The 20,374-nt window shown below is 39.7% G+C and carries 21 protein-coding genes; 20 read left to right on the top strand and 1 reads right to left on the bottom strand.

The window, feature by feature from the left end:
• The first annotated feature begins 199 nt into the window (after positions 1-199).
• The 19 genes from BLP50_RS06645 (at position 200) to BLP50_RS06565 (ending at position 19,051) form a co-directional block, all read left to right on the top strand.
• The gene (locus BLP50_RS06645; protein ID WP_090152915.1) at positions 200-637 is read left to right on the top strand and encodes a hypothetical protein; all 438 of its coding nucleotides are present in this window, start codon (positions 200-202) and stop codon (positions 635-637) included.
• 34 nt (positions 638-671) lie between these two features.
• Complete coding sequence (locus BLP50_RS06640) at positions 672-2,585, top strand: DNA methyltransferase (protein ID WP_176753709.1); 1,914 nt, start codon at positions 672-674, stop codon at positions 2,583-2,585.
• Between the two features lie 2 nt (positions 2,586-2,587).
• On the top strand, positions 2,588-5,200 hold the full coding sequence (locus BLP50_RS06635; protein WP_090152910.1) for a DEAD/DEAH box helicase: 2,613 nt from the start codon (positions 2,588-2,590) through the stop codon (positions 5,198-5,200).
• Between the two features lie 489 nt (positions 5,201-5,689).
• Positions 5,690-7,066 carry a hypothetical protein gene (locus tag BLP50_RS06630; RefSeq protein WP_090152907.1) on the top strand — a complete coding sequence of 459 codons (1,377 nt, stop codon included), beginning with the start codon at positions 5,690-5,692 and terminating at the stop codon, positions 7,064-7,066.
• Between the two features lie 24 nt (positions 7,067-7,090).
• Positions 7,091-7,390 (top strand): hypothetical protein, encoded by a 300-nt coding sequence (locus tag BLP50_RS06625; RefSeq protein WP_158342060.1) that lies wholly within the window; start codon positions 7,091-7,093, stop codon positions 7,388-7,390.
• Complete coding sequence (locus BLP50_RS14550) at positions 7,374-7,499, top strand: hypothetical protein (protein ID WP_267287589.1); 126 nt, start codon at positions 7,374-7,376, stop codon at positions 7,497-7,499. The genes BLP50_RS06625 and BLP50_RS14550 overlap by 17 nt, the downstream gene beginning before the upstream one ends.
• Positions 7,474-8,040, top strand: coding sequence for a JAB domain-containing protein (locus BLP50_RS06620; protein WP_242869231.1), 567 nt, complete (start codon positions 7,474-7,476; stop codon positions 8,038-8,040). The genes BLP50_RS14550 and BLP50_RS06620 overlap by 26 nt, the downstream gene beginning before the upstream one ends.
• A gap of 115 nt (positions 8,041-8,155) precedes the next feature.
• On the top strand, positions 8,156-8,446 hold the full coding sequence (locus tag BLP50_RS06615; RefSeq protein WP_090152896.1) for a hypothetical protein: 291 nt from the start codon (positions 8,156-8,158) through the stop codon (positions 8,444-8,446).
• Positions 8,447-8,450: 4 nt separating this feature from the next.
• Positions 8,451-9,407, top strand: a complete 957-nt coding sequence (locus tag BLP50_RS06610; protein ID WP_090152894.1) for an ArdC-like ssDNA-binding domain-containing protein — start codon at positions 8,451-8,453, stop codon at positions 9,405-9,407.
• Positions 9,408-9,502: 95 nt separating this feature from the next.
• On the top strand, positions 9,503-9,631 hold the full coding sequence (locus BLP50_RS14545; RefSeq protein WP_267287588.1) for a hypothetical protein: 129 nt from the start codon (positions 9,503-9,505) through the stop codon (positions 9,629-9,631).
• Positions 9,624-10,640: a DUF5688 family protein gene (locus tag BLP50_RS06605; protein WP_090152891.1), complete on the top strand. Its 1,017-nt coding sequence runs from the start codon at positions 9,624-9,626 to the stop codon at positions 10,638-10,640. The genes BLP50_RS14545 and BLP50_RS06605 overlap by 8 nt, the downstream gene beginning before the upstream one ends.
• Before the next feature lie 11 nt (positions 10,641-10,651).
• On the top strand, positions 10,652-11,020 hold the full coding sequence (locus tag BLP50_RS06600) for a SpoVG family protein (protein WP_090152889.1): 369 nt from the start codon (positions 10,652-10,654) through the stop codon (positions 11,018-11,020).
• 14 nt (positions 11,021-11,034) lie between these two features.
• Positions 11,035-11,289: a SpoVG family protein gene (locus tag BLP50_RS06595; RefSeq protein WP_028247300.1), complete on the top strand. Its 255-nt coding sequence runs from the start codon at positions 11,035-11,037 to the stop codon at positions 11,287-11,289.
• A 51-nt stretch (positions 11,290-11,340) separates the two neighbouring features.
• A complete protein-coding gene (locus tag BLP50_RS06590) occupies positions 11,341-13,197 on the top strand; it encodes a relaxase/mobilization nuclease domain-containing protein (RefSeq protein ID WP_090152885.1) in 1,857 nt (618 codons plus the stop codon).
• Between the two features lie 41 nt (positions 13,198-13,238).
• Positions 13,239-14,480, top strand: coding sequence for an ATPase, T2SS/T4P/T4SS family (locus BLP50_RS06585; protein WP_090152883.1), 1,242 nt, complete (start codon positions 13,239-13,241; stop codon positions 14,478-14,480).
• A complete protein-coding gene (locus BLP50_RS06580; RefSeq protein WP_090152878.1) occupies positions 14,477-14,965 on the top strand; it encodes a hypothetical protein in 489 nt (162 codons plus the stop codon). Before BLP50_RS06585 ends, BLP50_RS06580 begins: the two co-directional genes overlap by 4 nt.
• Entirely contained in the window at positions 14,962-16,632 is a 1,671-nt protein-coding gene (locus BLP50_RS06575; RefSeq protein ID WP_090152875.1) for a hypothetical protein, read from the top strand. The genes BLP50_RS06580 and BLP50_RS06575 overlap by 4 nt, the downstream gene beginning before the upstream one ends.
• Positions 16,629-17,594, top strand: coding sequence for a hypothetical protein (locus tag BLP50_RS06570; RefSeq protein WP_090152871.1), 966 nt, complete (start codon positions 16,629-16,631; stop codon positions 17,592-17,594). The genes BLP50_RS06575 and BLP50_RS06570 overlap by 4 nt, the downstream gene beginning before the upstream one ends.
• An 11-nt stretch (positions 17,595-17,605) precedes the next feature.
• Positions 17,606-19,051 (top strand): hypothetical protein, encoded by a 1,446-nt coding sequence (locus BLP50_RS06565; protein ID WP_143001128.1) that lies wholly within the window; start codon positions 17,606-17,608, stop codon positions 19,049-19,051.
• 31 nt (positions 19,052-19,082) lie between these two features.
• Here BLP50_RS06565 and BLP50_RS06560 read toward each other — a convergent pair whose 3' ends face one another.
• On the bottom strand, positions 19,083-19,481 hold the full coding sequence (locus tag BLP50_RS06560) for a hypothetical protein (RefSeq protein WP_090152865.1): 399 nt from the start codon (positions 19,479-19,481) through the stop codon (positions 19,083-19,085).
• A gap of 261 nt (positions 19,482-19,742) precedes the next feature.
• Here BLP50_RS06560 and BLP50_RS06555 point away from each other — a divergent pair, with 261 nt between their 5' ends.
• Entirely contained in the window at positions 19,743-20,306 is a 564-nt protein-coding gene (locus BLP50_RS06555) for an HD domain-containing protein (RefSeq protein WP_028247322.1), read from the top strand.
• Positions 20,307-20,374 lie beyond the last annotated feature (68 nt).

Here is a 20,374-nt window from a genome sequence, read left to right as displayed (position 1 = left end):
ATCATGGGTCAGTGTACCTAACTGGAGGTAAGCTATGGGAATATTTGATGACGAGGATGATGTAATTGACGATTTTTTTCATGATGGAAATGCTGGACGAAGAAGAAAAGAACGATAAGAAGAAAAAGAGTAAGGACAAAGGTCCGGATAGGGATAAAGACAAGAAAAAAGGAATGTTCGGAATCTTTTAAGGGAGTATATGAGATCGAAACCATTAAACGCGGGAACAATAGGAATAGCTATATTTAACCTCTTTGCAGCATTTATATACAGTATAGCTATTGTAGACAAACTGCATATTGAAGGTGGGATAAGGATACCGGTGCAGATTGCATTTATTGTCATCTTTGGAATTTTGGAATTTATTCCAAAGATAGTAATAATTCCGGCAGGAGCCGCAGGGTTTATGAATTGCTTTACCGTATGGAGTCTGCTTGCACACATTGGAAATCCAGTTGTAAGGATAATCCTAAGAATGGTAGCAATCATAATTCTTGTACTTATTGAACTGTCGCTATTTACAGATGTGACTCTTGGTAGCAAAGAAGACACAAGGATTCCTACTATACAGCAGGCAAAAGCACAGGGATATAAAAAGACGACTGTAGACGGCGTCACTTTATACATAAAAAAATAAGACCGTTATGTTAGATATATTGGAGGAAGCAAAGATGAATTTGAACGAACTTGAAAGAAAATATGTGATCGATTTGTTGGAAAACGGTAATGATATACCAGAAGATTTTAAAAATAAGATTTTTCCCATACAGAAGCAAGAGTATGAATTATCATATGCCGGAAAAATGAGAAGAGAAGATATCTTAGCTAATGAAGACGGCTCATTTCCTGTACCATTAGAAGTTGAAAAAATATTTGGGAATGAGAACGGAAAATATGGTGAATGGAAAAATCTTCTTGTTTTTGGTGATAATCTTCAGTTTTTGAAGACTATATATAAGAATGATGACACGCTTATAAAGGATAAGGTTAAAGGTAAAATCAAACTTGTGTACATAGACCCTCCTTTTGCGACGACCGAAGATTTTAAGAGTTCAGAAGGCGCAAAGGCTTATAGCGACAAGAAAAAGGGATCCGAATTTATTGAGTATATTAGAAAACGCTTAATCATGATTAAGGAAGTCATGGCGGATGATGGTTCGCTATTTGTTCATTTGGATTGGAAGAAGGCTCATTATATTAAAGTGATATTGGATGAGGTTTTTGGTGAAAAAAATTTGGTTAATGAGATAGTATGGCATTATCCAGATAATTTTCAGGGAAATGTAAATGGCTTTGCGAATAATCATGATGTTATTTTCTGGTACTCAAAAACAACCAATTACACATCAAATAAAGTAATGATCCCTTTACCGAAGGCAACCAAGAGAGATAAACGTGTCTGGTCTGCGGAAGAGAAAAAACTCGTATCTGCTAGGGACGAAAACGGAAAATTAATATATGAAACATTTTCTGAAAAAAAAGCTGATGATGTATGGGATATAGGACAAAGTTCTACAACAAAGAAGAGGAGTTCGGAGTTCATAGATTATCCTACGCAAAAACCAGAAGAATTAATAAGAAGAATTCTTCTTGCAGCTTCTGATGAAGGTGATTTGATAATGGATTGCTTTGCAGGTTCAGGAACAGTTGCGGCGGTTGCAGAGAGATTAAATAGAAGATGGATTACCTGTGATATTGGTAAGCTCTCGTTTTACACGATTCAAAGAAGAATGCTCCAAATAGGTCAGGCAAAAGACTTATGTTCTAAAAGAAACAAGAAATATAATAAGAAGAGCGAACCGTTTGTCACTTGTAGTCTGGGAATGTATGAATTAAGTACCACCCTTGATTTGAAGTGGGAGAATTATAAGAAATTTGTTTCGGAATTGTTTGATGTGGAGTTAAAGGAACAAAATGTAGGAGGTATTGCGTTTGATGGATTAAAAGATGGTTATCCTACTATTATTTTTCCTTACGAGAAATACAAGGATTCCAATATAGATGAAAACTATTTGAATGTAATCAGTTCAGCAATAGGATCTAGATATAGTGGAAGCAGAATATTTATTATTAGTCCACAACGCAGAGTGGATTTTTTGACGGATTATGAGGAAATTGATGGAACTAGATTTTATTTCTTAAAGATTCCATATCAGTATATTGAGGAATTGCATCAAAAACCTTTTGCCAAAGTCAGACAGCCACGGTCAAAAGATAATATAAATGAAGTAGATGAGTCTATAGGGTTTTCTTTCAATCATCCTCCTGTAATAGATACTGTTATAAAGAAGAATAGCAAGACTGTTTCAATTACAATAAATGATTTTGATTGTAAAGAACCTATGAGTGGAAGAACTAAGGATGAAAAGAATCTCGAAAAATTTGATACTTTGTCTGCAATATTTATAGATAATAATTATGATGGGAATGCGTTTTCCATTACGGATGTGTTTTTTCATGAAGATTTGGATGTCGAAAAAGGAAAGGTGAAAATTAGCTTTGACAAAGCCGATGTTGGTAAAAAGATTATGCTAGTATATATAGATATCTTTGGAAACGAGTTTAAGGAAGTATTTGAGGTGTAAATATGGCAGTATTGGAGAAGAAAGTCTATAAGCAAGAGGATCTTATATTAAAAATTTCTGATTCCTATGATCCCTTCAAATTATCGTTGGGAGAATGGGAAGAATTTCTCGATGCGCTATGTGGACAAAGAAATTATCAAAAGGAAGCCATTAAGAAAGCAGTAATCTATCTGGCGGCAGGAAAGTATTCGTCTTTGACAGAGCTTGCTAAAGAGAATTACGAAAAAAGTATAGTCCTTCAGGACAAGTATAAGTCTTTTGAAGAACTGAAAGATATATTACAGCTGCCTGATAAATTATATGGAACTATAGATTTAGCGACAGGTACAGGAAAGTCCTATGTTATTTATGGAATTGCCACAATTATGTTAGGACTTGGAATTGTGGATAGAGTGCTTGTTTTATGTCCTTCATTGACAATAGAAAATGGCCTCACGGAAAAATTTGTAGAGTTATGTGGAAATTCAAAACTTCGTAAATATATACCAGCAAGCGCAGTACATAAGAATCCAAGAGTGATAGATGCCAATACAAGTGTGGTAGGAGGAGATATATGTATAGAGAATATCCACGCGGTTTATGAAACAACAGGCTCCTCTATTAAAGACAGTTTTAGTAAGTCAGGAGAAAGAGTGCTTGTATTAAATGATGAGGCACATCATATTTTTAACAAGCCCGGAAAAGAAGATGCTGATGTAAAAAAATGGAAAGATTTTTTAGATTCGGATGACTATGGTTTTAAATATATGCTTGGCTTTACTGGAACGGCATATGTCGAGGACGAGTATTTTTCAGATGTAATATATAGATATTCGCTTCGCGCAGCAATTGATGATGGAATAGTTAAGAACATAGATTATGTAAAAGAAGATGATAGTTCGAATATTGAAGAAAAATTTGAGAAAATATACGCAAATCATAAGGATAATGAGATAACTTATCCGGAAATTAAACCACTAACAATTCTTGTTACCAGAGATATTAAGGCGGCTGAAACCCTAAGAAAACAGTTTATAGAGTTTATTGTAGAAAAAGAGAAAATTGACACGAAAAGTGCAGAAGGTAAGGTTTTAATCGTTACATCCTCACCGAAACATCGTGTCTATTTACCTTTGCTTAAAACAGTAGATCAAAGGGAAAATCCTGTTGAGTGGATAGTATCTGTTTCTATGCTGACCGAAGGCTGGGATGTTAAGAATGTATTCCAAATAGTGCCTATGGAAGAACGAGCTTTCGACTCTAAACTTTTAGTGGCACAGGTTTTAGGTAGAGGATTAAGAATTCCTGAACAGTATAAAACACCACAGCCCAAAGTAGTTGTATTCAATCACAAATCATGGAGCAACAAGATTAAGAAGCTTATCGAGGAAGTTCTTGAGATTGAGACTCGTGTTACAAGTAGAGTACTAAATGAAGGTGATAGAAATAAGTATCATTTTGATTTGGAGAACATTCAATATCAGGCTAAGACAGAGGAAATAGAAGTTTCTGCTGATGGAAAAACATTTGATTTTAGTAGGTTGAAAAAGGAAGGAATAGCCTTAGAATCTCAATCGTTAGACGTCGTTAAGAGCACAGAATATGAATCAGTTAAAGCTGGAGAACGGCCGAGAATTAAGGAATATGCTCTTAGAATAAAAACTTTATCTATAGATGAAGTGCTAGATAAACTGTTTGATGAATTTGAACAAAGGGATTGGGAAGGCAGAGTTCTTAAACTTGGCGAGGAAGAATACACTAAGGAGAAGTTGCCGCCAAGGAAAGAAATCTACAGTCTTATAAAAAAATCAATGGAACAGAGAGGTAATAATACAGACGATGTTACAGAAGCAAATGTAAGACGTATATTAACAGCGTTCACTCCAATACTTAGAAAGAGTAACAAGACAGTTATCACAAAAGGCGACTATGTTGATTCATATACTTTATATACAAAAGATATGGGAAATATTACGATTAGTATCGCCGCTCTAAGACATAACTCTACAGTTTTCTATTCACAAAATTGGGAAAATGAAAAGTCTGGTGACGAAAAAGATATTTTAAAAGAGATTATTGAGGATGAAACTTTACCAAGATCTGCAGTAAAAGAAATCAATCCTTATCTGTTTAAAACGCCATCAGATATAGTAATTACTTCATCAGAACCTGAAAGAAAGTTTGTCGAACAATTATGTCGTGAAGAAAATGCAGCCCTGATGGAATCATGGATCAAATCTAGGGATATGGGATTTTATGAGATTGATTATAGTTTTAGATATGGTATGCCGGATTCTAAAACACGTAAATATAAGCAAGGCAAATTTAACCCAGACTTTTTTATAAAAGTAATCAAGGATAATACTGTGTTCGTATTAGTGGTCGAGATTAAGGAAGATGGAGATGTATGTGAGGAAAATGTCGCCAAATACAAATATGCATTAAAGCATTTTGAAGAATTAAACAAAAAAGTTAAAGAACAAAGATACATTTTCCATTTCTTATCACCAGATGGCTATTCGGCGTTTTTCAAGCATTTGCAAGATGGAACATTATTGAAAGGACAAGGCAACTTCAGGTGTAATCTTGAAAATGAATTTGAAACAATTATAAAAACAGAAGAAGATTTAAAATGACGTCAAAACGACGTCATGAAAGATAAAGGGTGACGCCGAAATGACGTCGCTCTTTCTTTTTGACTGATTTTTAGGTCGCTGGGGTTATAGGGTGCTCCCTATTCTGGATGCCATAGGCAGACGGTTTGCGTAAAGTTAACCTGCAACTTTAGGCGTATCCTGTTATTCTTTTTTTCTTGTTTTTCATTATTTCTGTCCGGGGTCGTACATGCCCTATTTTTCAGGGCTTCAAGGTGGTACGGCACCGTAATTTCCCAAAATTCATTTTTACAATTTTATAAGGCCTGTTTTTTAAGACTGTACGGATGCGTACAACCCAGTATTTGTGCGGCTTTGAGCCTGTTACGAGTGCGTATTTTATGCCGTTTTAAAGCAGGGAGATTATACGGGTGCGTAGTACGGGAGCGTACAGATTTTTATAAGGATTGTTTCGGATTTGCTTTCAGTATGTCCCACATATAGGTAGAAAGCACGAAAGGAGGTTTTTGGATGGATTACGCAGTGCTTAAAAAAATAGCAGAGTACTCAGATGTTTATGAAGTGGCGGCTCTTGGGATTAGCTCTGTAGAAGAAATGAAAGCAGCCTTAAAAAAGAAAGGGGCTACTGGTGGAACATTTCAGAGAAGAACGGAGTACCTGACAGGACAGCCTGCATATATCTCAATAAACGGAGATGAGCTGTCATATGACTACCAGACTTTGGCAGAGGATCTTCAAACATTGACAGAAAATCTTATTCCAAAGGGCTATGGGCAGGATTCTGAACAGGAACTGGAAGAAGAGATTGAGATGCTGAAAAGGCAGATTGCTGATTTGACATCTGAGCTACAGGAGTACTCACAAAAGATAACGCAGCAGGAAGATTATATTAGCAAGCTTAAGGCAGAGCTCTCAAAGAGGGCTGGGGGATCCTTAAAGACAGAACTGGAAAGAAAAGTACTTGTGGCAAGCAGCATATCTGTGGGTCCAAAGGTGCATCCATCAGACGAATGTTTCCTTGTGGATCCTGACGAGTTATTGGATGTAGATGCTTGTGTTGCAAGGTATGGCGGAGAGCTCGATTCTTTCTATGAAGAGATACCGACAGATACCGAAGATGCAGGATTTGAGCCGGGACATGAGCTGACAGAGAAAAATCATGCACTTCGAACAATGAAGACTGTGGGAACAAAGAGGTTCTTTTCAAAGAGAGTCAGGGATAATGCTGAGATCAAGAAGGTGGAATCAAGAGTAGGGCAGTTATTCCCGGCGCATGGGGATGGTAAGAGTGAGCGTCAGAAAGAGAGGGATAAGATTCTTCGTAACAGATTCATTTCCTTAAATAACATTATCAAGTCAGACAGGCTTACCAATCAGGAAAAGCTCATGATGTATGCCATGAACTCTGAGTATCATAACACGCATATTGAGAGGCTTTTGACATATGCCGGGGCTCATTGTATCAATGCAGATTTCCTCATTTATATATTGGAAGATCCGGATACCTGCTCAACATATGAAAATACAGTGGCATTCTTAAGCCAGTTCGCAGATGCAAGTGAGTATAGGATGAAGCTCAATCTGGCTCGTGAACTTATCGAGGGAAAGTGGTATATTACAGCAGACTATAACGGACGAAAGACAAAGTTTCAGCTTGTACCCATTGATGAGATCAATGAACTCCGTAAAGCAGTAGGTCTTCCTATAAGTAAGTATTCTTATAAGGAAGAAGAGGAAGATGATCCTTTCCCTGACGATGTAGAAGAGGAAGTACCTAAGAAGCCGGATTTTGTTGAAGATATTGCTCCCGGTTCTTATGGCGATATTGATATTCCCGATGATGGATTTGAGATGCCGCCAATGGACAATGAGGAATTACCTTTTTAAGGGAGGGATATGATGAGGCTTTTTATGAGTTTGACGGAAGAGGAAGTAAAACAGTTTGATAAAGCATGTGACAAAGCAGGCATGACAAGATCCCAGTATCTTAAGTGCCTGCTTAATGGCAGGCGTGATATCAGACCACCAGTATTACAGTACAGAGAAATGATACATGCACTTGAAAGCATAGAAAGAGATCTAAAGGTTATTGCAATGAAAGATGATCTTTCTGATACAGACAGGCTTCTTATCATGCAAAAACTTTCGGATTTAAAAGAGATGTTTTCAGGGAGATTTCATAAGGAGGTTTCGGATGGAAATAGAGGATAAAGAATATACGATGGATGATGTCGTTGAGCTTGTAAATGCTCAGGAGAAAGACTTCATTATTAATATCAAGCTGGAGGTGGATGATGGCGACAGTGAAGGAAGTGTATAAGAACCAGCTTGATATGGCATCAGTAAGGCTGGTTAAAGATAAACCTCTTATGAGTAAAACACCGATTCGTTCCCCGGAGGATGCGGTTAAAGCATTGGGAGAGTATCTGTGTCAGATGGATAGAGAGGTTATCTGCGTAATTAACCTTAGAACGGACGGGATTCCTATTAACTGTAGTGTTTGTAGCATGGGTGCAATAGATCAGGCAATAGCTCACCCAAGGGAGATCATGAAAACAGCGATTCTCTCAAACGCGGTAAATATTGTAATGATGCATAACCATCCAAGTTCTAATCTTAATCCAAGTAAGGAAGATACAATGCTCACAGACAGGATGGTCACAGTTTGTGAGATCTTAGGGATTCCACTTGTAGATCATATTATTGTTGGAGGCGATAATAGTGAATATTTCAGCTTTAGAGAGAAGGGTATCCTTCCCATGAAAGCGATAAAACTTGAAAGTGATTATAACAAACTGGATATGAACACACCGAGTGTTGCAGAAGAGCATGTGACCATGAGGCCAAGACGGCATAGGTGATATTTTCCCTGGCAGAGATGTCAGGGATTTTTTTATTTATGTTTCGGATTAGGGCTATGCATGTCCCACTAACCTTATGAGAACAATCAAAGGCGCTTAAGAAGGGAGGTATTTAATGTACAAGTTTGAAAAGAAGATCAAAGCGGCAGAAGAAAATGGAATCAGGTTCTCAGAAGGGCAAAAAACATACATAAGATGTGCTCGCATCAACGGGATAGATTTGCTTGATCATCTTTATGACAGGTATTCAAGAGATTACTTAAGTCACCCACATGATGAAAAGAGCAGTGAGTATCTTGCGGTTATCAGCGTGATCCTATCTGTCTCTGAATACTTTGATGAAAACCTATGCGAGCTTGTTGACCAAATGATTGAGCAAAACAAGATTTATCCGGTAAGGAAGTGATCATATGGCAGAAAGACAAACTCGTGAAGAGAAGATGAGCACCATCCAAAAGAAGTTAGAGGATGGTGTCAGGGCAATCTTTACTTCTGAAAAGTATCAGGAATATATCTCGGCAATGTCAAAGTTTCCGAGGTATTCCATCAACAACTGCATACTTATTGCAAGTCAGCTACCGGAGGCAAGTCTCGTTTGCGGTTTCAGAAAATGGCAGACCGAATTTAACAGGACAGTCAATAAAGGGGAGCACGGGATTATGATCTTGGCTCCCATCAAAGGTAAGACTGAGGTTGTAGAAGAGGTCTTCGATGAGAATAACAAGGCTGTTGTCGATGAGAACGGGAACCAAAAGACAGAGAAGGTAACAAGAGAGTATCAGACCTTCAGGCCGGTGTATGTTTTCGACGTTTCACAGACAAGCGGAGATCCGTTGCCTACTCTTGCATCGGAACTAAATGAAACAGTTGATTCTTTTGAGGAAATGAAAAGTGTTCTTATAAGTATCAGCCCGGTTCCGGTGTCATTTGAAACAATAAACGGCGGTGCCAACGGATATTATTCTCCGACTGCAGGAAAGATTGTGATTGATGAACGTCTGCCGCAGCTTCAGATGCTAAAGACGATGGTTCATGAGATTGCGCATGCAACCCTTGGACACGGTAGTAAAGAGGATAAGTGGGACAGGCAGACCAAAGAGGTTCAGGCGGAATCGGTAGCGTATTGGGTAACGCAGATGATAGGGCTCGATACATCTGACTATTCCTTTGGGTATATATCCGGTTGGAGTAAGGATAAGGAAGTCTCCGAACTTAAGGAAAGCCTGGATGTGATCAAACAGACAGCGGATAAGCTCTCTTCTTCCATAGAGGAAAAGATTAAGGAGATGAGAAAAGAAAGGGAATCTCTTCCTATGGTATCAGAGGAAAAAGAGCCGTATATACCGACACCACACAAAAAAAGATAAAAATATTTGTTTTGCATTTCGGATTAGGAAGATACATGTCCCACAAATAGGATGAAAGGAAAAAATCCAGCACACAAAGATAAGGAGGTAGCGATATGGATTATTCTTTTGGAAATGCTCATGTGGAGGTAGAAAAGAACTTCACAAAAAACGAGCAGGTAAAGGCGACTGTAAAGGCAGTTGCAGAAAAAATCAAGGAGAAGGAGGAAAAGGACAATGCTTGATTTCGAGTCATTTCAGCAGTATGTGAAGGACAACATCAAAGATTTTCTGCCTTCCGAGTTTGCGGATGCAGAGGTAAACTTGCAGACCGTAAACAAGAATAACGGAAAGCAGCTCCACGGCATCACGATCCGCACAGGCGAAAACCCTGTATGCCCTAATATCTATCTGGATCAGTTCTATGAGAACTATAAGGAACAGGGCATGGATATTGATGTAGTCATGGAAAGGGTAGCGCAGCTTGAGCTTGAGCACATGAATCCTTCCGAAGACTTTAGCAGCATTGCTGAGAAGTTTAAGGATGTAGAGTTTATTAAGTCTCATGTTGTAGTTGCAATCGTAAATGCCGAGAAAAACGCCGAGATGCTCCAGAACACACCTCATAAGCTGACAGAGGATCTGGCCATCATTTATAAGGTATATCTTGGTGGCGGCTCAGATGGTATCGGAACTATTACCATCAAGGATGAACATATGAAGCAGTGGGATATTTCGCTGGATGAACTCCATGCATGTGCAATGGAGAACAGTAAAACTATCATGCCTGCAAAGGTTCAGGACATGGGAAGTGTGCTTGCCGAGATGATGGGTGGTATGCCGGAAGACATGATGCCTATGGTTGCGGAAGATAAGATGATGTATGTCATCAGTAACGAGCAGAAGGTAAACGGTGCTGCAAGTATTATCTACTCAGATGCACTTGAAAAGCTTTCTGAAAAGCTTGGTACAGATTTGTACATCTTACCTTCATCGATCCATGAGACAATCGCCATTTCTGCAAACTTCGGTACACCCGAGGAACTTGCACAGATGGTAAGAGAAGTAAACGCGACTCAGGTTTCTCAGGAAGAGCAGCTTTCTGATCACGTTTATAAGTACGATGCTAAGACAAAGACCCTGTCTTTAGCAGACGTAGAGGGCTTAAGCCAGGATATCTCAAAGGTTTCTGAAGACAAGCAGACCTATGATGCAGTAAACACAGAGGTTTCGAGACCTCGCCACCACAGATAAGGAGTAAGGGTATGGAGATTACAGATATCAGAATGAACCTGCTTGATAATGCAGGCGGTGTAAAAGCCATCGGAAGCTTTTCGCTTGATAATGCATTTGCTGTCCGTGGTATGAGAGTCATGGAGGATAAGAAGGGCAGAAATTTTGTTGCCTTTCCCTCCAGAGAACGTGCAAACGGTGAGTATGAAGACATTGCTTTCCCTCTTAGCAAAGAGTTCTATCATGAGATCACCGATGCCATTATGAAAGAGTTTCATCGTAAGCAGGAGGAAGTTGCCCAGGAGGCTCAGGACAAAAGCCACAATCAGGATGAGTCCAAAGGTCAGGAGCAGACTCAGGCGGAAGATGCAGCTAAGCCCCATAAGGGACGTGGACGATAAGGAGGATCCTTGTTATGCAGATTTCCGAAGTGAGGCTTAAAAAGAGGGATGGTGATGATAAGTTCCTTGCCAGTGGTTCCATCACCTTTGAAGGGATGTTTGTTGTATCCGGTATCAAGGTTATGAGAGCAAAAAGCGGAGACCTTTTTGTGGCATATCCTTCATGGAAGAACTCAGATGGGGAGTACAAGGATGTATGTTTTCCTATGACAAAGGCTCTTCGAGAGGATATCAACATGCAGGTGCTTTCCAAGTACGAGGAACTTTAAGATGTAAGCGGGGCTGCCATAATAGGTAGCCCTGTTTTTTTGGAGGTATTTATGGCAAAAGGTATTGTTGCAAAAATCTGGAATATAAAGGATGGCTCAAAGGGAAGAGGCGCCGGAGCACAGATTTCAGATTCCATTGACTACATAACAAATAGCGAAAAATGTGATGAAACTTTGGGAGGAAGCCAGGCTCAGATAGGAAGGGAGCTTACCTATGTCACAAATGATGTAAAGACATTGGAGGGGCTTTATGTCGGATGCCGCAATATCTCAGACATCAAGAATGCTACGAATGAAATGATGCAGGTAAAGGAGTTTCATGGAAAGCTTGGAGGCCGGGTAGCACTACACGGCATTATATCTCTTGACGCAGCAGAGTCGGATAAGAAGAATGCTGGGAAACTTATGATGCTTCTAAATGACCTTTTAGAGGAGATATTTCCAAATAATCAGGCGGTATATGCAGTGCATACCAATACAGAAAACCTTCATATCCATTTCATTTTAAATACTGTTGGGCTTGGTGGTAAGAAGATTCATATGGATAAGTCTTTTATGAGTAAGGTGTTTGATCCGGCTCTTAACAGGCTTGCTGCGAAGTATGGTTTTACGCCAAATGAAGCTTGGGTAAAGGAAAAGCAGGAGGATAAGGTTTCTTTTGGAGAGAGGATAGTTAAGCTTAGGCAATCTGTTGATGAAGCGATAGAGCGGTCTGAGGATTTCGAGGAGTTTTTAAAAGACTTAAAAAAACAGGGAATCGTGGTTAATTGTGGAAAATATCTAAGTCTTAAGGCAGAGGGGATGACAAGAGGTATTAGAAGCTATCGGCTTGGCTCCTTGTATACGGTTGAGGCAATCAGAGACAGAATCCTTAATAAGCGAGAGGAATTGATACGAAGCGAAGTCGGAGAGCATGTAGGAAGAAAGAAGGATCCTGCATCAGTCTTTGTAAAGACATCTCCGCTAAAGAAGTTTAAGGATATGTCAGAGGATGAAAAAAAGGAATGCATTAGGGCTTTAAAACTTGGCAGGAATCCTTGGAGAGAAAGGCAGGAGTCAAACTGGCAGCTTCAAAGGCTTTCTGATGAGTTTAGGCGCACGGCGGGTGTATATGAGCTTATAAGGGTATATGCGCCAAATACCGGTAATGCTCAGGATGCCTTGGATAATATTGTAGCCCGTCAGAAGGAAATAGCAGCAGAAAAGAAGGCTGTCAGGGAGAACCTAAAGACCTATCAGCCAATCATAAGACTCTACAAGGAGATAAAAAAGTATGCAAGAAAAGCGTACCTATATGAGTTTGCTGCCTGCGATGAGTATTTATCTTCCTACATGGAATATAAAAAGCTCTGTGAAAGATTAGAGAACGGATATGGAAAGAGCATTCTTGAAGTATCTGCCTATATTGAAGATCAGGAGAATCAGATACTGTATGCCACGGCACAGTCAAAGGAGCTTTCTGATGAATATAAAACTATTTTGAGATTCAAGGAAAATGAGCTCAAACAGGGTATTTCAGAGTATACATCTCTTTATGATGCAATAGGCTTTTCCAAAGCAAGAACAAGAGCCATGCAGATGGGTGTATTTGAAAGCAGTATAAGGTTCATAGCTGCGGATGGAGCTGATGGGGCATACATAAGAGTTGTTATCACACCAGACATTATTGAAGGGAAACGTACTGAAAAGGCTATTGTTACCGTATTTGATAAATCAGGGAAACAGTTATCTGAGATTTCTTCAAAGGACATGTCTATAAAAGACTTTAACCGGAGCATATCAGAACTAAAGGCAGAGTACGGATTATATAAATGCCATTCATTTGATAAGAGGGAGGATGCAGAGAGTTTTGTAGAAAAGCAGCAGGAAGAAAAAGCGAAAAAAGTAAGACGCCAGGTTTCGGATTAGACCAAGGTGTGTCCCACATAAAGGGTAGAAAGGAGGATTTTATGAGCGAGCTTAGGTATGAACCTAAATCGAAGGCTCCGCTCAAACTTGAATCTGATTTCTACCCTGTTTTTTCGCTCTTTTCTGATAGGGAATTGAATGCGAAGTTTATGCAGCTAAAGGCAAATATCTGTGATCTTAACCCTGCGCTTGTAACAAAGTGCATTACGGGAACGGAGCAGGATTTCATAATGCTCATGGACAGAGCAAAGGACTTTATTAGGGAGCGCCTCAGGGGGATTTCCGAGGAAGAGGAAAGGAAGCTCTTAGAAATGTTCCGGCAGTGTGTGTTTGGGTATTATGTCCTAACTCCGCTTGTAGAAGCAAAGGAAGTATCTGATATCAAGGTACTTGATTATGACCATATCGTAGTAAAGGCAAATGGAAGAAGATATGTGGCAAAGTGCCAGTTCTTTGACCAGACAGATTATAAAGATTGGTTTTCAAGGATCCTTCGTATTCACAGACTTGGAAAGAGTGAGGAATATGCTCTTTCACACTGCACGGACAGAAAAGGGGTAAAGGATTTCTATCTTCGTATTGATGTACAGCTATCCTGTATCACTTCCACAGAGAAGAACAATATTCATATCCGAAAGATGCCAAAGACAAAGCTTTCCTGGGAGTACCTGATTGAGAACGGAATGCTTGATGAAGAAATGATTGCGTATTTGAAGGACAGAATATGTGCAGGCTACGGATTTTTGATATCAGGCAGAGGCGGATCCGGTAAATCCACACTCCTTAACAACATGATTGACTGCATCCCATTTGGGGAGTCAGTGCTTGTATCGCAGGAGTCGGATGAGCTGTATTCCAATGTACATCCTCAGATTCAGTTTGAGCATACGATGACGGTTCGGAAAAAAGACACAGTAACAGATTTTTCATTGGAAGACGAGCTTCGGCTTGGTCTATTACAGGACATTGATAATTTCATCATCGGAGAGATCAAAGGCGGTGAGGCATTATATGTATTCACCACAGCCATGAGCACAGGCGCAAGATTTTTTGGAACGATTCATGCCAATGATGCGGCAAGTAGTGTGATAAGGCTGGCTCAGTGTGCAAGGTATATTTCGGATTATCCTATGGAGACGCTTTGTGAGATGCTTACCTGCACGCCCTTTGTGCTTATCCATATGAGCCACTTTTCGATAGATGAAATCCTTGAAGTAAGCGGCTTTGATGAAAAAACAAAGAGACTACAGTTTAACGAGATCTTCAGGAAGGAGGACGCATGACATACTTTTCACTTGCACTTGCAACTATTCCCGTTCTCGTATTCCTGGCAGCCCAGGATTTGAAGGAACGGATGATTTACAGTTTTCCGGTGCTTTTTTTAGCAGGAGCATGGGCAGCTCATTCAGTAATTCTCTATAAGGATAACCCCATATTTGTGATAACGGCGTGGAGTGCGACTATTGCGCTATTTACGGCCTACAAAATCAGTGGCATGTGGGGAGATGGAGACAGTGATATGTGGCTCCTTTTTACGGGCGTCATTTTAAGCACCTTTGAACTTAAGAACATGCTGCAGTTTGGCTTTGTTGTCTGCATATTACTTGTGGGTGTTCAGGGGATTGCTCTTATAGCGGGGCTTATAGAGGCAGCTATCAAAAAGAGAAAGCTTGACAGGCACTCTGATATAGCGGTTGCTCCAGGGTTCGCAATGGTTCTTATTATGGTCATTCTTTATGGAATCAGTAGGGAGGTGAGCATTTTATGAATGATGAGATAGAAATCATAAAAAAGCAGCTTCCTGATATGGCTGGGATTCTAAATGCTATCCCCGGCGAAAGATTTGAGATTAAAGGAGCCCAGACACTTCTTATTGTTCAGAGGCGTATGGAAGATACAGAGCTTCAAAGGGAGCTGTCCGTGTATACGCACTTATTTTCAAAGGAGGGTTCGCCGGGCGTAACTGAACTTTCAAACGCAGCAGTTTCTTTTGTAAAGATCAAGACCCTATGTGAAGCAGGAAAGACTGATTTTGATCAGGTATCAATAAGAGAGCTTATAAAGGAATTTCATGCTCAGAAGACCAAGGTTGTAAACATCATCCATTTGTCAAAAGTAAATGCCCTTACAGCAGAGGATTATCAGAAAGAGGTGATCCAAAAGACGCTTGATAAGTCAGAGAAGTATCTGAAAGCTTTTGAGGATGAGATAAAACGGGCAGAAAAGAAGATCGAAAAAGAGCCTGAGAGTCTGATAAAGGCAAAAGAAGAGGTTATTCCTTCTGTGGAAGAAGAGGCAAAACCTCTTAAGCCAAAGAGACATGTTTTTTCAGAAATAGTCGAGAAGTTTGCAGGATTTTTTGAAAATATCCGGCATAAAAGGGAAGTCAAATCCTTCTTAAAAGAGGAAGAGGGAAAAATGTCAGATTCAAGATGTGAAGAGATCCCTTTTTATGATGGAGCTCTTAAGTATACAGAGAGCCATGTATGTAAGGATATCCCGGAGTTTTCAATATTTCTTCGTAAGGGAAATGTTTATTTCGGATATACGAGGAATGCTACAGCAGGGGTGTATGACAACAGGGATCAGAGCCTTTTAGAACTTATGAATGTAAGTAAGGACTTTATCCAGTTTCTAACAACAGACCTTCTTTCCGGGGAATATATCCTAAAGCCATTTGAAGACAGTGAGAAAAAGGCGATGCAGCTCTATTTCAACTATATCTGCGTGTGCTTTGAAAAGCATATAGGTAAGAATCTTTCTGTACAGGAGTATCTGCATTTCAAAGATTACTATAACCGGCTGGTGCTTATGATGTTTGACCTTGAAGAGAAGGAAAGAAGCGATTACTACAGAGCTCTTGCCATTGCTGACAGCTATGTCGGTTACATGAAAGGCTATGACCTTACTGTATCAGATGAAAAGGAAGACATTATAAGAAACATAATAGCAGGGAAAAGCCTTAACTATGTCGGAGATTTGAAGTTGATTCTTGAAAATCATGTTGTATGTGATGAGGCAAGAGAGAAGCTTTTGGAGCTTTCAGAAAGCATTCGATACTTTCATGGCATGGTTGAGACAGTTGAAGTAGAGACTTCTATTCCAGAGAATCCCGTTGATTTTAAGGGAGCAAAGATAGTGGTTGAAGTCTTGGATGAAGCTGGAAGACTTTCCGATGAAGCCTTGTTTTCATCGGACAATCTTGAAATTGCAGTCACTGATTACCTCGGAAAAGATGTGCCACTTAAGAGAATTGGCATTGAAAAGGAAGGGGTAAGAACCTATTTCTTTACAGGAAAGACAGGAGCCATGTCAATTTCGGCTATTACAAGCGATGTAAGGAATGCCTGGATAGAGGAAGAAAGAACTTATTTTGAAGCAATAGAACAGAAACTAAATCAAACAATGATACGAATTGGAGGATATGCGATATGAAGATAGATTCCGGAATTATAAAAATGCTTATTGTAGTGTTTGCAATCACGATTATAGCAGCACTGATCTTAAGACATGTGATGGAAAAGAAGGGACTTTATGATTCTTCCCCAAAGGTAGAAACAGCAGTAGAAGAAACTTCTGGGAAAATGGTGGATGATGAGGAAACCAAGGAAGCTGATAATGAAAGCAAGGTAGTAAGCGCAGGTAATGGCTATGAGAAGATTTCAGCAGATAAGGCAGTCGGTGAAAACACTTGTGTTCAGGTTGAAAAAATCTTAACGGAGGTTGCAGACGATGGGAAAGGAAACCAGGAGCTTAAATATACCACCTACTATATGTCAGATGTAAATCTCTCGGCTCTTTCCGACTCAACGGCAGATTATACGCAGTGCATTACAGAAGACGGGTTTGATGATTCTAAGATAGAAAAGGTTAGTTTTGCAGATGCCTTTGGTTTTAGCTATCAAGGATGTACTGATATGGCAGAGTTTTTTGAACTTGCAAGGAAATCATCGGGCTTTGACTATGACATGACAGATGCTTCCTATGACGAAGAAAAGTATGAGCTCATGAAAGAGGAAAGTTATGAATTTAATGGAGATTGCAGCATTCTCTATTCCATGCTTGGTGATATGGATTATGACAGATTGATTCAATCCACATGCTATTACAGCCTATCTGAGCTGGAGGATGGCACCAAGTACCCTACGATGTTTACTGCTATTGTGCAGTATATAAAAGGGGACATTACTTACACAAAGACCGCTTATCTTGGATTCTCATACTACAAAGAAGGTGAGTCTGGAGGGTGCGGATGTTGTTCCGGCTCAGAATGTGAAACTTCTTGTGAAGATTGTAGTGATAACGCCGGATGTTGCAGTGAAAGTGATGGAACATGTCCTTCCTGCGGTGGAGTAGGTGGATGCACAGAGGACTGCACGGGAGATTGCTGTAAGTAAGGGAGGAGCTTATGAAGATTATAAGGAAAGTGATAGCTGCCTTAAGTGTATGCCTGATGTTTATAGGAATTCCAGCCATTCCTGTATATGCAGGAAGCTGTCATAACGCTGATTGTGGATGCAGGGATTATGGTATCAATAGCTGCTATGTCGGCATGACCTGCTGGTATAACGATGGAGATGGATGTTCCGGTCACAGTTGGTATCTGTATGAATCAACATCGGCTACGTGTACGTCAGGTGGAAGAGTAGTTTATAAATGCTCTATCTGCCCGGGAGAGAGAATCTTTACAACGCCGCCACTTGGACATGACTGGGGACCTTGGACATGTGTTAATTCAAGGCAGCATATGAGAACATGTAGAAGATGTGGTCTTACCCAGTATGAGAATCACTCGATGTCGAGCTGGCATTCTCATGGGGATGGAAATTATAGCAGGAACTGCCCGATTTGTGGTTATTCACAGTCGAAGGGATTGTTCTTGTCAGTATCTACAACCGACTGGACTGCAGGAAATGTAACTGTAAATGTAAGCGGCTATGATGAAGGAGAAGGAAATTCAAGTATCACGCTGTACAGGGTAAATTGCATTACCGGAGCAACAACTACCGTGGGTAGTTACGGTCATGGCGGTGCTCATGGATGGACGAATGATAGTTTCACACAGACAGATGAAGGAATTTACTACTTCTATGCTATATCTACGGATACACAGGGGCATTCCATTCAGTCAAGCACAGGCAGAGTTCATCTTGATCACTCTAATCCTGTGATTATAGGTACTGAGAATACGGAAACAGATTGGACGAACATTGCGCCTGTGATATCTGTAAGGTCAACCGACTATTTGTATGGAACCAGTACAGTAGGATCAGGAGTAAGGAGTCTTACGATTTATGATGATACCGGGCATGCAGTCAGAAGTGGTGGAAGTTCTACAGCTTATACACTTGAAGAAAAGTGTGAAGGCGAGCATATCTGGAAGATAGAGGCTGTTGATAATGTGGGGCATGTGACAGATGTTTATGTTACGACAAGATATGACATCACGCCTCCGGGGATTGACGGAACGGAGATTACCTTTGTGACAAAGGAAGGAAAAGTTATTTCCGGTTACTGCCAGGATAATATCATTGATCAGCACATAGATGATGAGATTGTAAGAAGTGAACATGGCGCAAACATGAGCAGCGGTATAAAGAGCGTCATCCTGTATAAGGTCACGGGCACGGATGAAGAAGTAATCTATTCCGACACGACTTATCATAGATTTGACTACCCTGACACACATTCATATTTTGATGTGTACTATGACATCAATCTTACGGATGATATGGTGGATTATTATATTCTGATCACAGAGGATTTTGCAGGGAACAGGACAAAGAAAAAGCTGACAAGTCAAAGGACTCTGCTTACACTCTTTCATACCTCAATAGATAGAGGAGCATATTAAAGACAAGGCTTCGGGAGAAATCCCGGAGCTTTTATGCTGTAAGACCGTAAATATCAATGAGCTTCCAGAAATAGGAGCCGCTTCTTTTTTCTTCTTCCACACTGACATTATGGCGGTTTCTCATCTGGTATTCATCATGTCCCACAATATAAAGAACAACATCATAAAGAGAGCCGATGCAAGTCTGATAGTGATAAGGGTCGCTTAGCTCATGTTTGTGCATGATAGTATAGCAGTCTTTTTCATATATAAGATTCCAGCAATGGCCTGTATTATTTGACATAACTTCTATGTTTTTTCCGGTACGGTTTAGGATTGTAAAGTATTCTTTTTCAGGGAAATAGACTATCTTTCCACGGAATTTGTTGGTTGGACTAAATGGGGCAAAGCCAGTAAGCTCCATTGATTTTAAGTCATCAAAAGTAAACATTATGATTCCTTTCGTAGATGTGTTTTGATTTACAGTTGTTAGTTGGAAGAAGTAGTCATTACGAGCGTAATAACTGCGCCAGGAACTGACGCAATGAAAAATATATCAAACAGCATCTTGGATGTAAAGATGAAAAGATAAAAAAATAGGTTTGTTTTGGAAATTAATTGCAGGATATAAGAGGCATGAAGTAAAATTATTGCTAGAGCAGAAAGAAAAAGCGACGTTTGTAGGACAGGCGCAACGAATGGGAGGATAACTATGGATGCTAGAGAGTATTTGGAAATATTGCATGTTGCGGAAAGGCTAAAAGATACCCCAAGACATTGCACAACAACAAAACGCAGGACAGAAAGCGTAGCTGAACATAGTTGGCGTATTTCGCTTATGGCTTTTTTGTTAAGACACGAATTTAAAGATATAGATATAGATAAGGTAGTTGATATGTGCCTTATACATGATCTTGGCGAGTGCTTTACAGGCGATATTCCAACTTTTGTTAAGACTGACTCTGATAGAGAAGTTGAAGATTCATTATTAAATCAGTGGGTAAAAACGCTTCCTGCAGAATTATCTGAAGACATAGCGGCACTTTATAAAGAAATGGATGCACAAGAAACTAAGGAAGCTAAGCTTTATAAATCACTAGATAAACTAGAAGCCTTGATTCAGCATAATGAATCGCCACTTGATACTTGGTCTGAAAATGAGTTTGAACTCAACAAGACCTACGCATTCGATACAGTAGCGTTTTCCTCTTGGCTTACAGAATTGAGAGAGGTAATTTTAGAAGACACTATGAAAAAGATAGAATCGGGGAGTTAAACAACTTCAAGTTTGATGAGCTATTGATAAGAGAATAAAGCTGAATATAATTTGAGGAAACAAACCTC

The sequence above is a fragment of the Pseudobutyrivibrio sp. AR14 genome (assembly GCF_900101325.1).
Classification (GTDB): Bacteria; Bacillota; Clostridia; order Lachnospirales; family Lachnospiraceae; genus Pseudobutyrivibrio.
The sequence above is the reverse complement of the archived record's forward strand: the minus strand, read 5'-3'. Positions and strand labels throughout refer to the sequence as shown.

What these genes read in the sequence shown, in the direction of transcription:
- BLP50_RS06645 (WP_090152915.1), top strand. Translation starts at nt 200, where the DNA reads ATGAGATCGAAACCATTAAACGCGGGAACAATAGGAATAGCTATATTT.
- BLP50_RS06640 (WP_176753709.1), top strand. Translation starts at nt 672, where the DNA reads ATGAATTTGAACGAACTTGAAAGAAAATATGTGATCGATTTGTTGGAA.
- BLP50_RS06635 (WP_090152910.1), top strand. Translation starts at nt 2,588, where the DNA reads ATGGCAGTATTGGAGAAGAAAGTCTATAAGCAAGAGGATCTTATATTA.
- BLP50_RS06630 (WP_090152907.1), top strand. Translation starts at nt 5,690, where the DNA reads ATGGATTACGCAGTGCTTAAAAAAATAGCAGAGTACTCAGATGTTTAT.
- BLP50_RS06625 (WP_158342060.1), top strand. Translation starts at nt 7,091, where the DNA reads ATGAGTTTGACGGAAGAGGAAGTAAAACAGTTTGATAAAGCATGTGAC.
- BLP50_RS14550 (WP_267287589.1), top strand. Translation starts at nt 7,374, where the DNA reads ATGGAAATAGAGGATAAAGAATATACGATGGATGATGTCGTTGAGCTT.
- BLP50_RS06620 (WP_242869231.1), top strand. Translation starts at nt 7,474, where the DNA reads ATGGCGACAGTGAAGGAAGTGTATAAGAACCAGCTTGATATGGCATCA.
- BLP50_RS06615 (WP_090152896.1), top strand. Translation starts at nt 8,156, where the DNA reads ATGTACAAGTTTGAAAAGAAGATCAAAGCGGCAGAAGAAAATGGAATC.
- BLP50_RS06610 (WP_090152894.1), top strand. Translation starts at nt 8,451, where the DNA reads ATGGCAGAAAGACAAACTCGTGAAGAGAAGATGAGCACCATCCAAAAG.
- BLP50_RS14545 (WP_267287588.1), top strand. Translation starts at nt 9,503, where the DNA reads ATGGATTATTCTTTTGGAAATGCTCATGTGGAGGTAGAAAAGAACTTC.
- BLP50_RS06605 (WP_090152891.1), top strand. Translation starts at nt 9,624, where the DNA reads ATGCTTGATTTCGAGTCATTTCAGCAGTATGTGAAGGACAACATCAAA.
- BLP50_RS06600 (WP_090152889.1), top strand. Translation starts at nt 10,652, where the DNA reads ATGGAGATTACAGATATCAGAATGAACCTGCTTGATAATGCAGGCGGT.
- BLP50_RS06595 (WP_028247300.1), top strand. Translation starts at nt 11,035, where the DNA reads ATGCAGATTTCCGAAGTGAGGCTTAAAAAGAGGGATGGTGATGATAAG.
- BLP50_RS06590 (WP_090152885.1), top strand. Translation starts at nt 11,341, where the DNA reads ATGGCAAAAGGTATTGTTGCAAAAATCTGGAATATAAAGGATGGCTCA.
- BLP50_RS06585 (WP_090152883.1), top strand. Translation starts at nt 13,239, where the DNA reads ATGAGCGAGCTTAGGTATGAACCTAAATCGAAGGCTCCGCTCAAACTT.
- BLP50_RS06580 (WP_090152878.1), top strand. Translation starts at nt 14,477, where the DNA reads ATGACATACTTTTCACTTGCACTTGCAACTATTCCCGTTCTCGTATTC.
- BLP50_RS06575 (WP_090152875.1), top strand. Translation starts at nt 14,962, where the DNA reads ATGAATGATGAGATAGAAATCATAAAAAAGCAGCTTCCTGATATGGCT.
- BLP50_RS06570 (WP_090152871.1), top strand. Translation starts at nt 16,629, where the DNA reads ATGAAGATAGATTCCGGAATTATAAAAATGCTTATTGTAGTGTTTGCA.
- BLP50_RS06565 (WP_143001128.1), top strand. Translation starts at nt 17,606, where the DNA reads ATGAAGATTATAAGGAAAGTGATAGCTGCCTTAAGTGTATGCCTGATG.
- BLP50_RS06560 (WP_090152865.1), bottom strand. Translation starts at nt 19,481, where the DNA reads ATGTTTACTTTTGATGACTTAAAATCAATGGAGCTTACTGGCTTTGCC.
- BLP50_RS06555 (WP_028247322.1), top strand. Translation starts at nt 19,743, where the DNA reads ATGGATGCTAGAGAGTATTTGGAAATATTGCATGTTGCGGAAAGGCTA.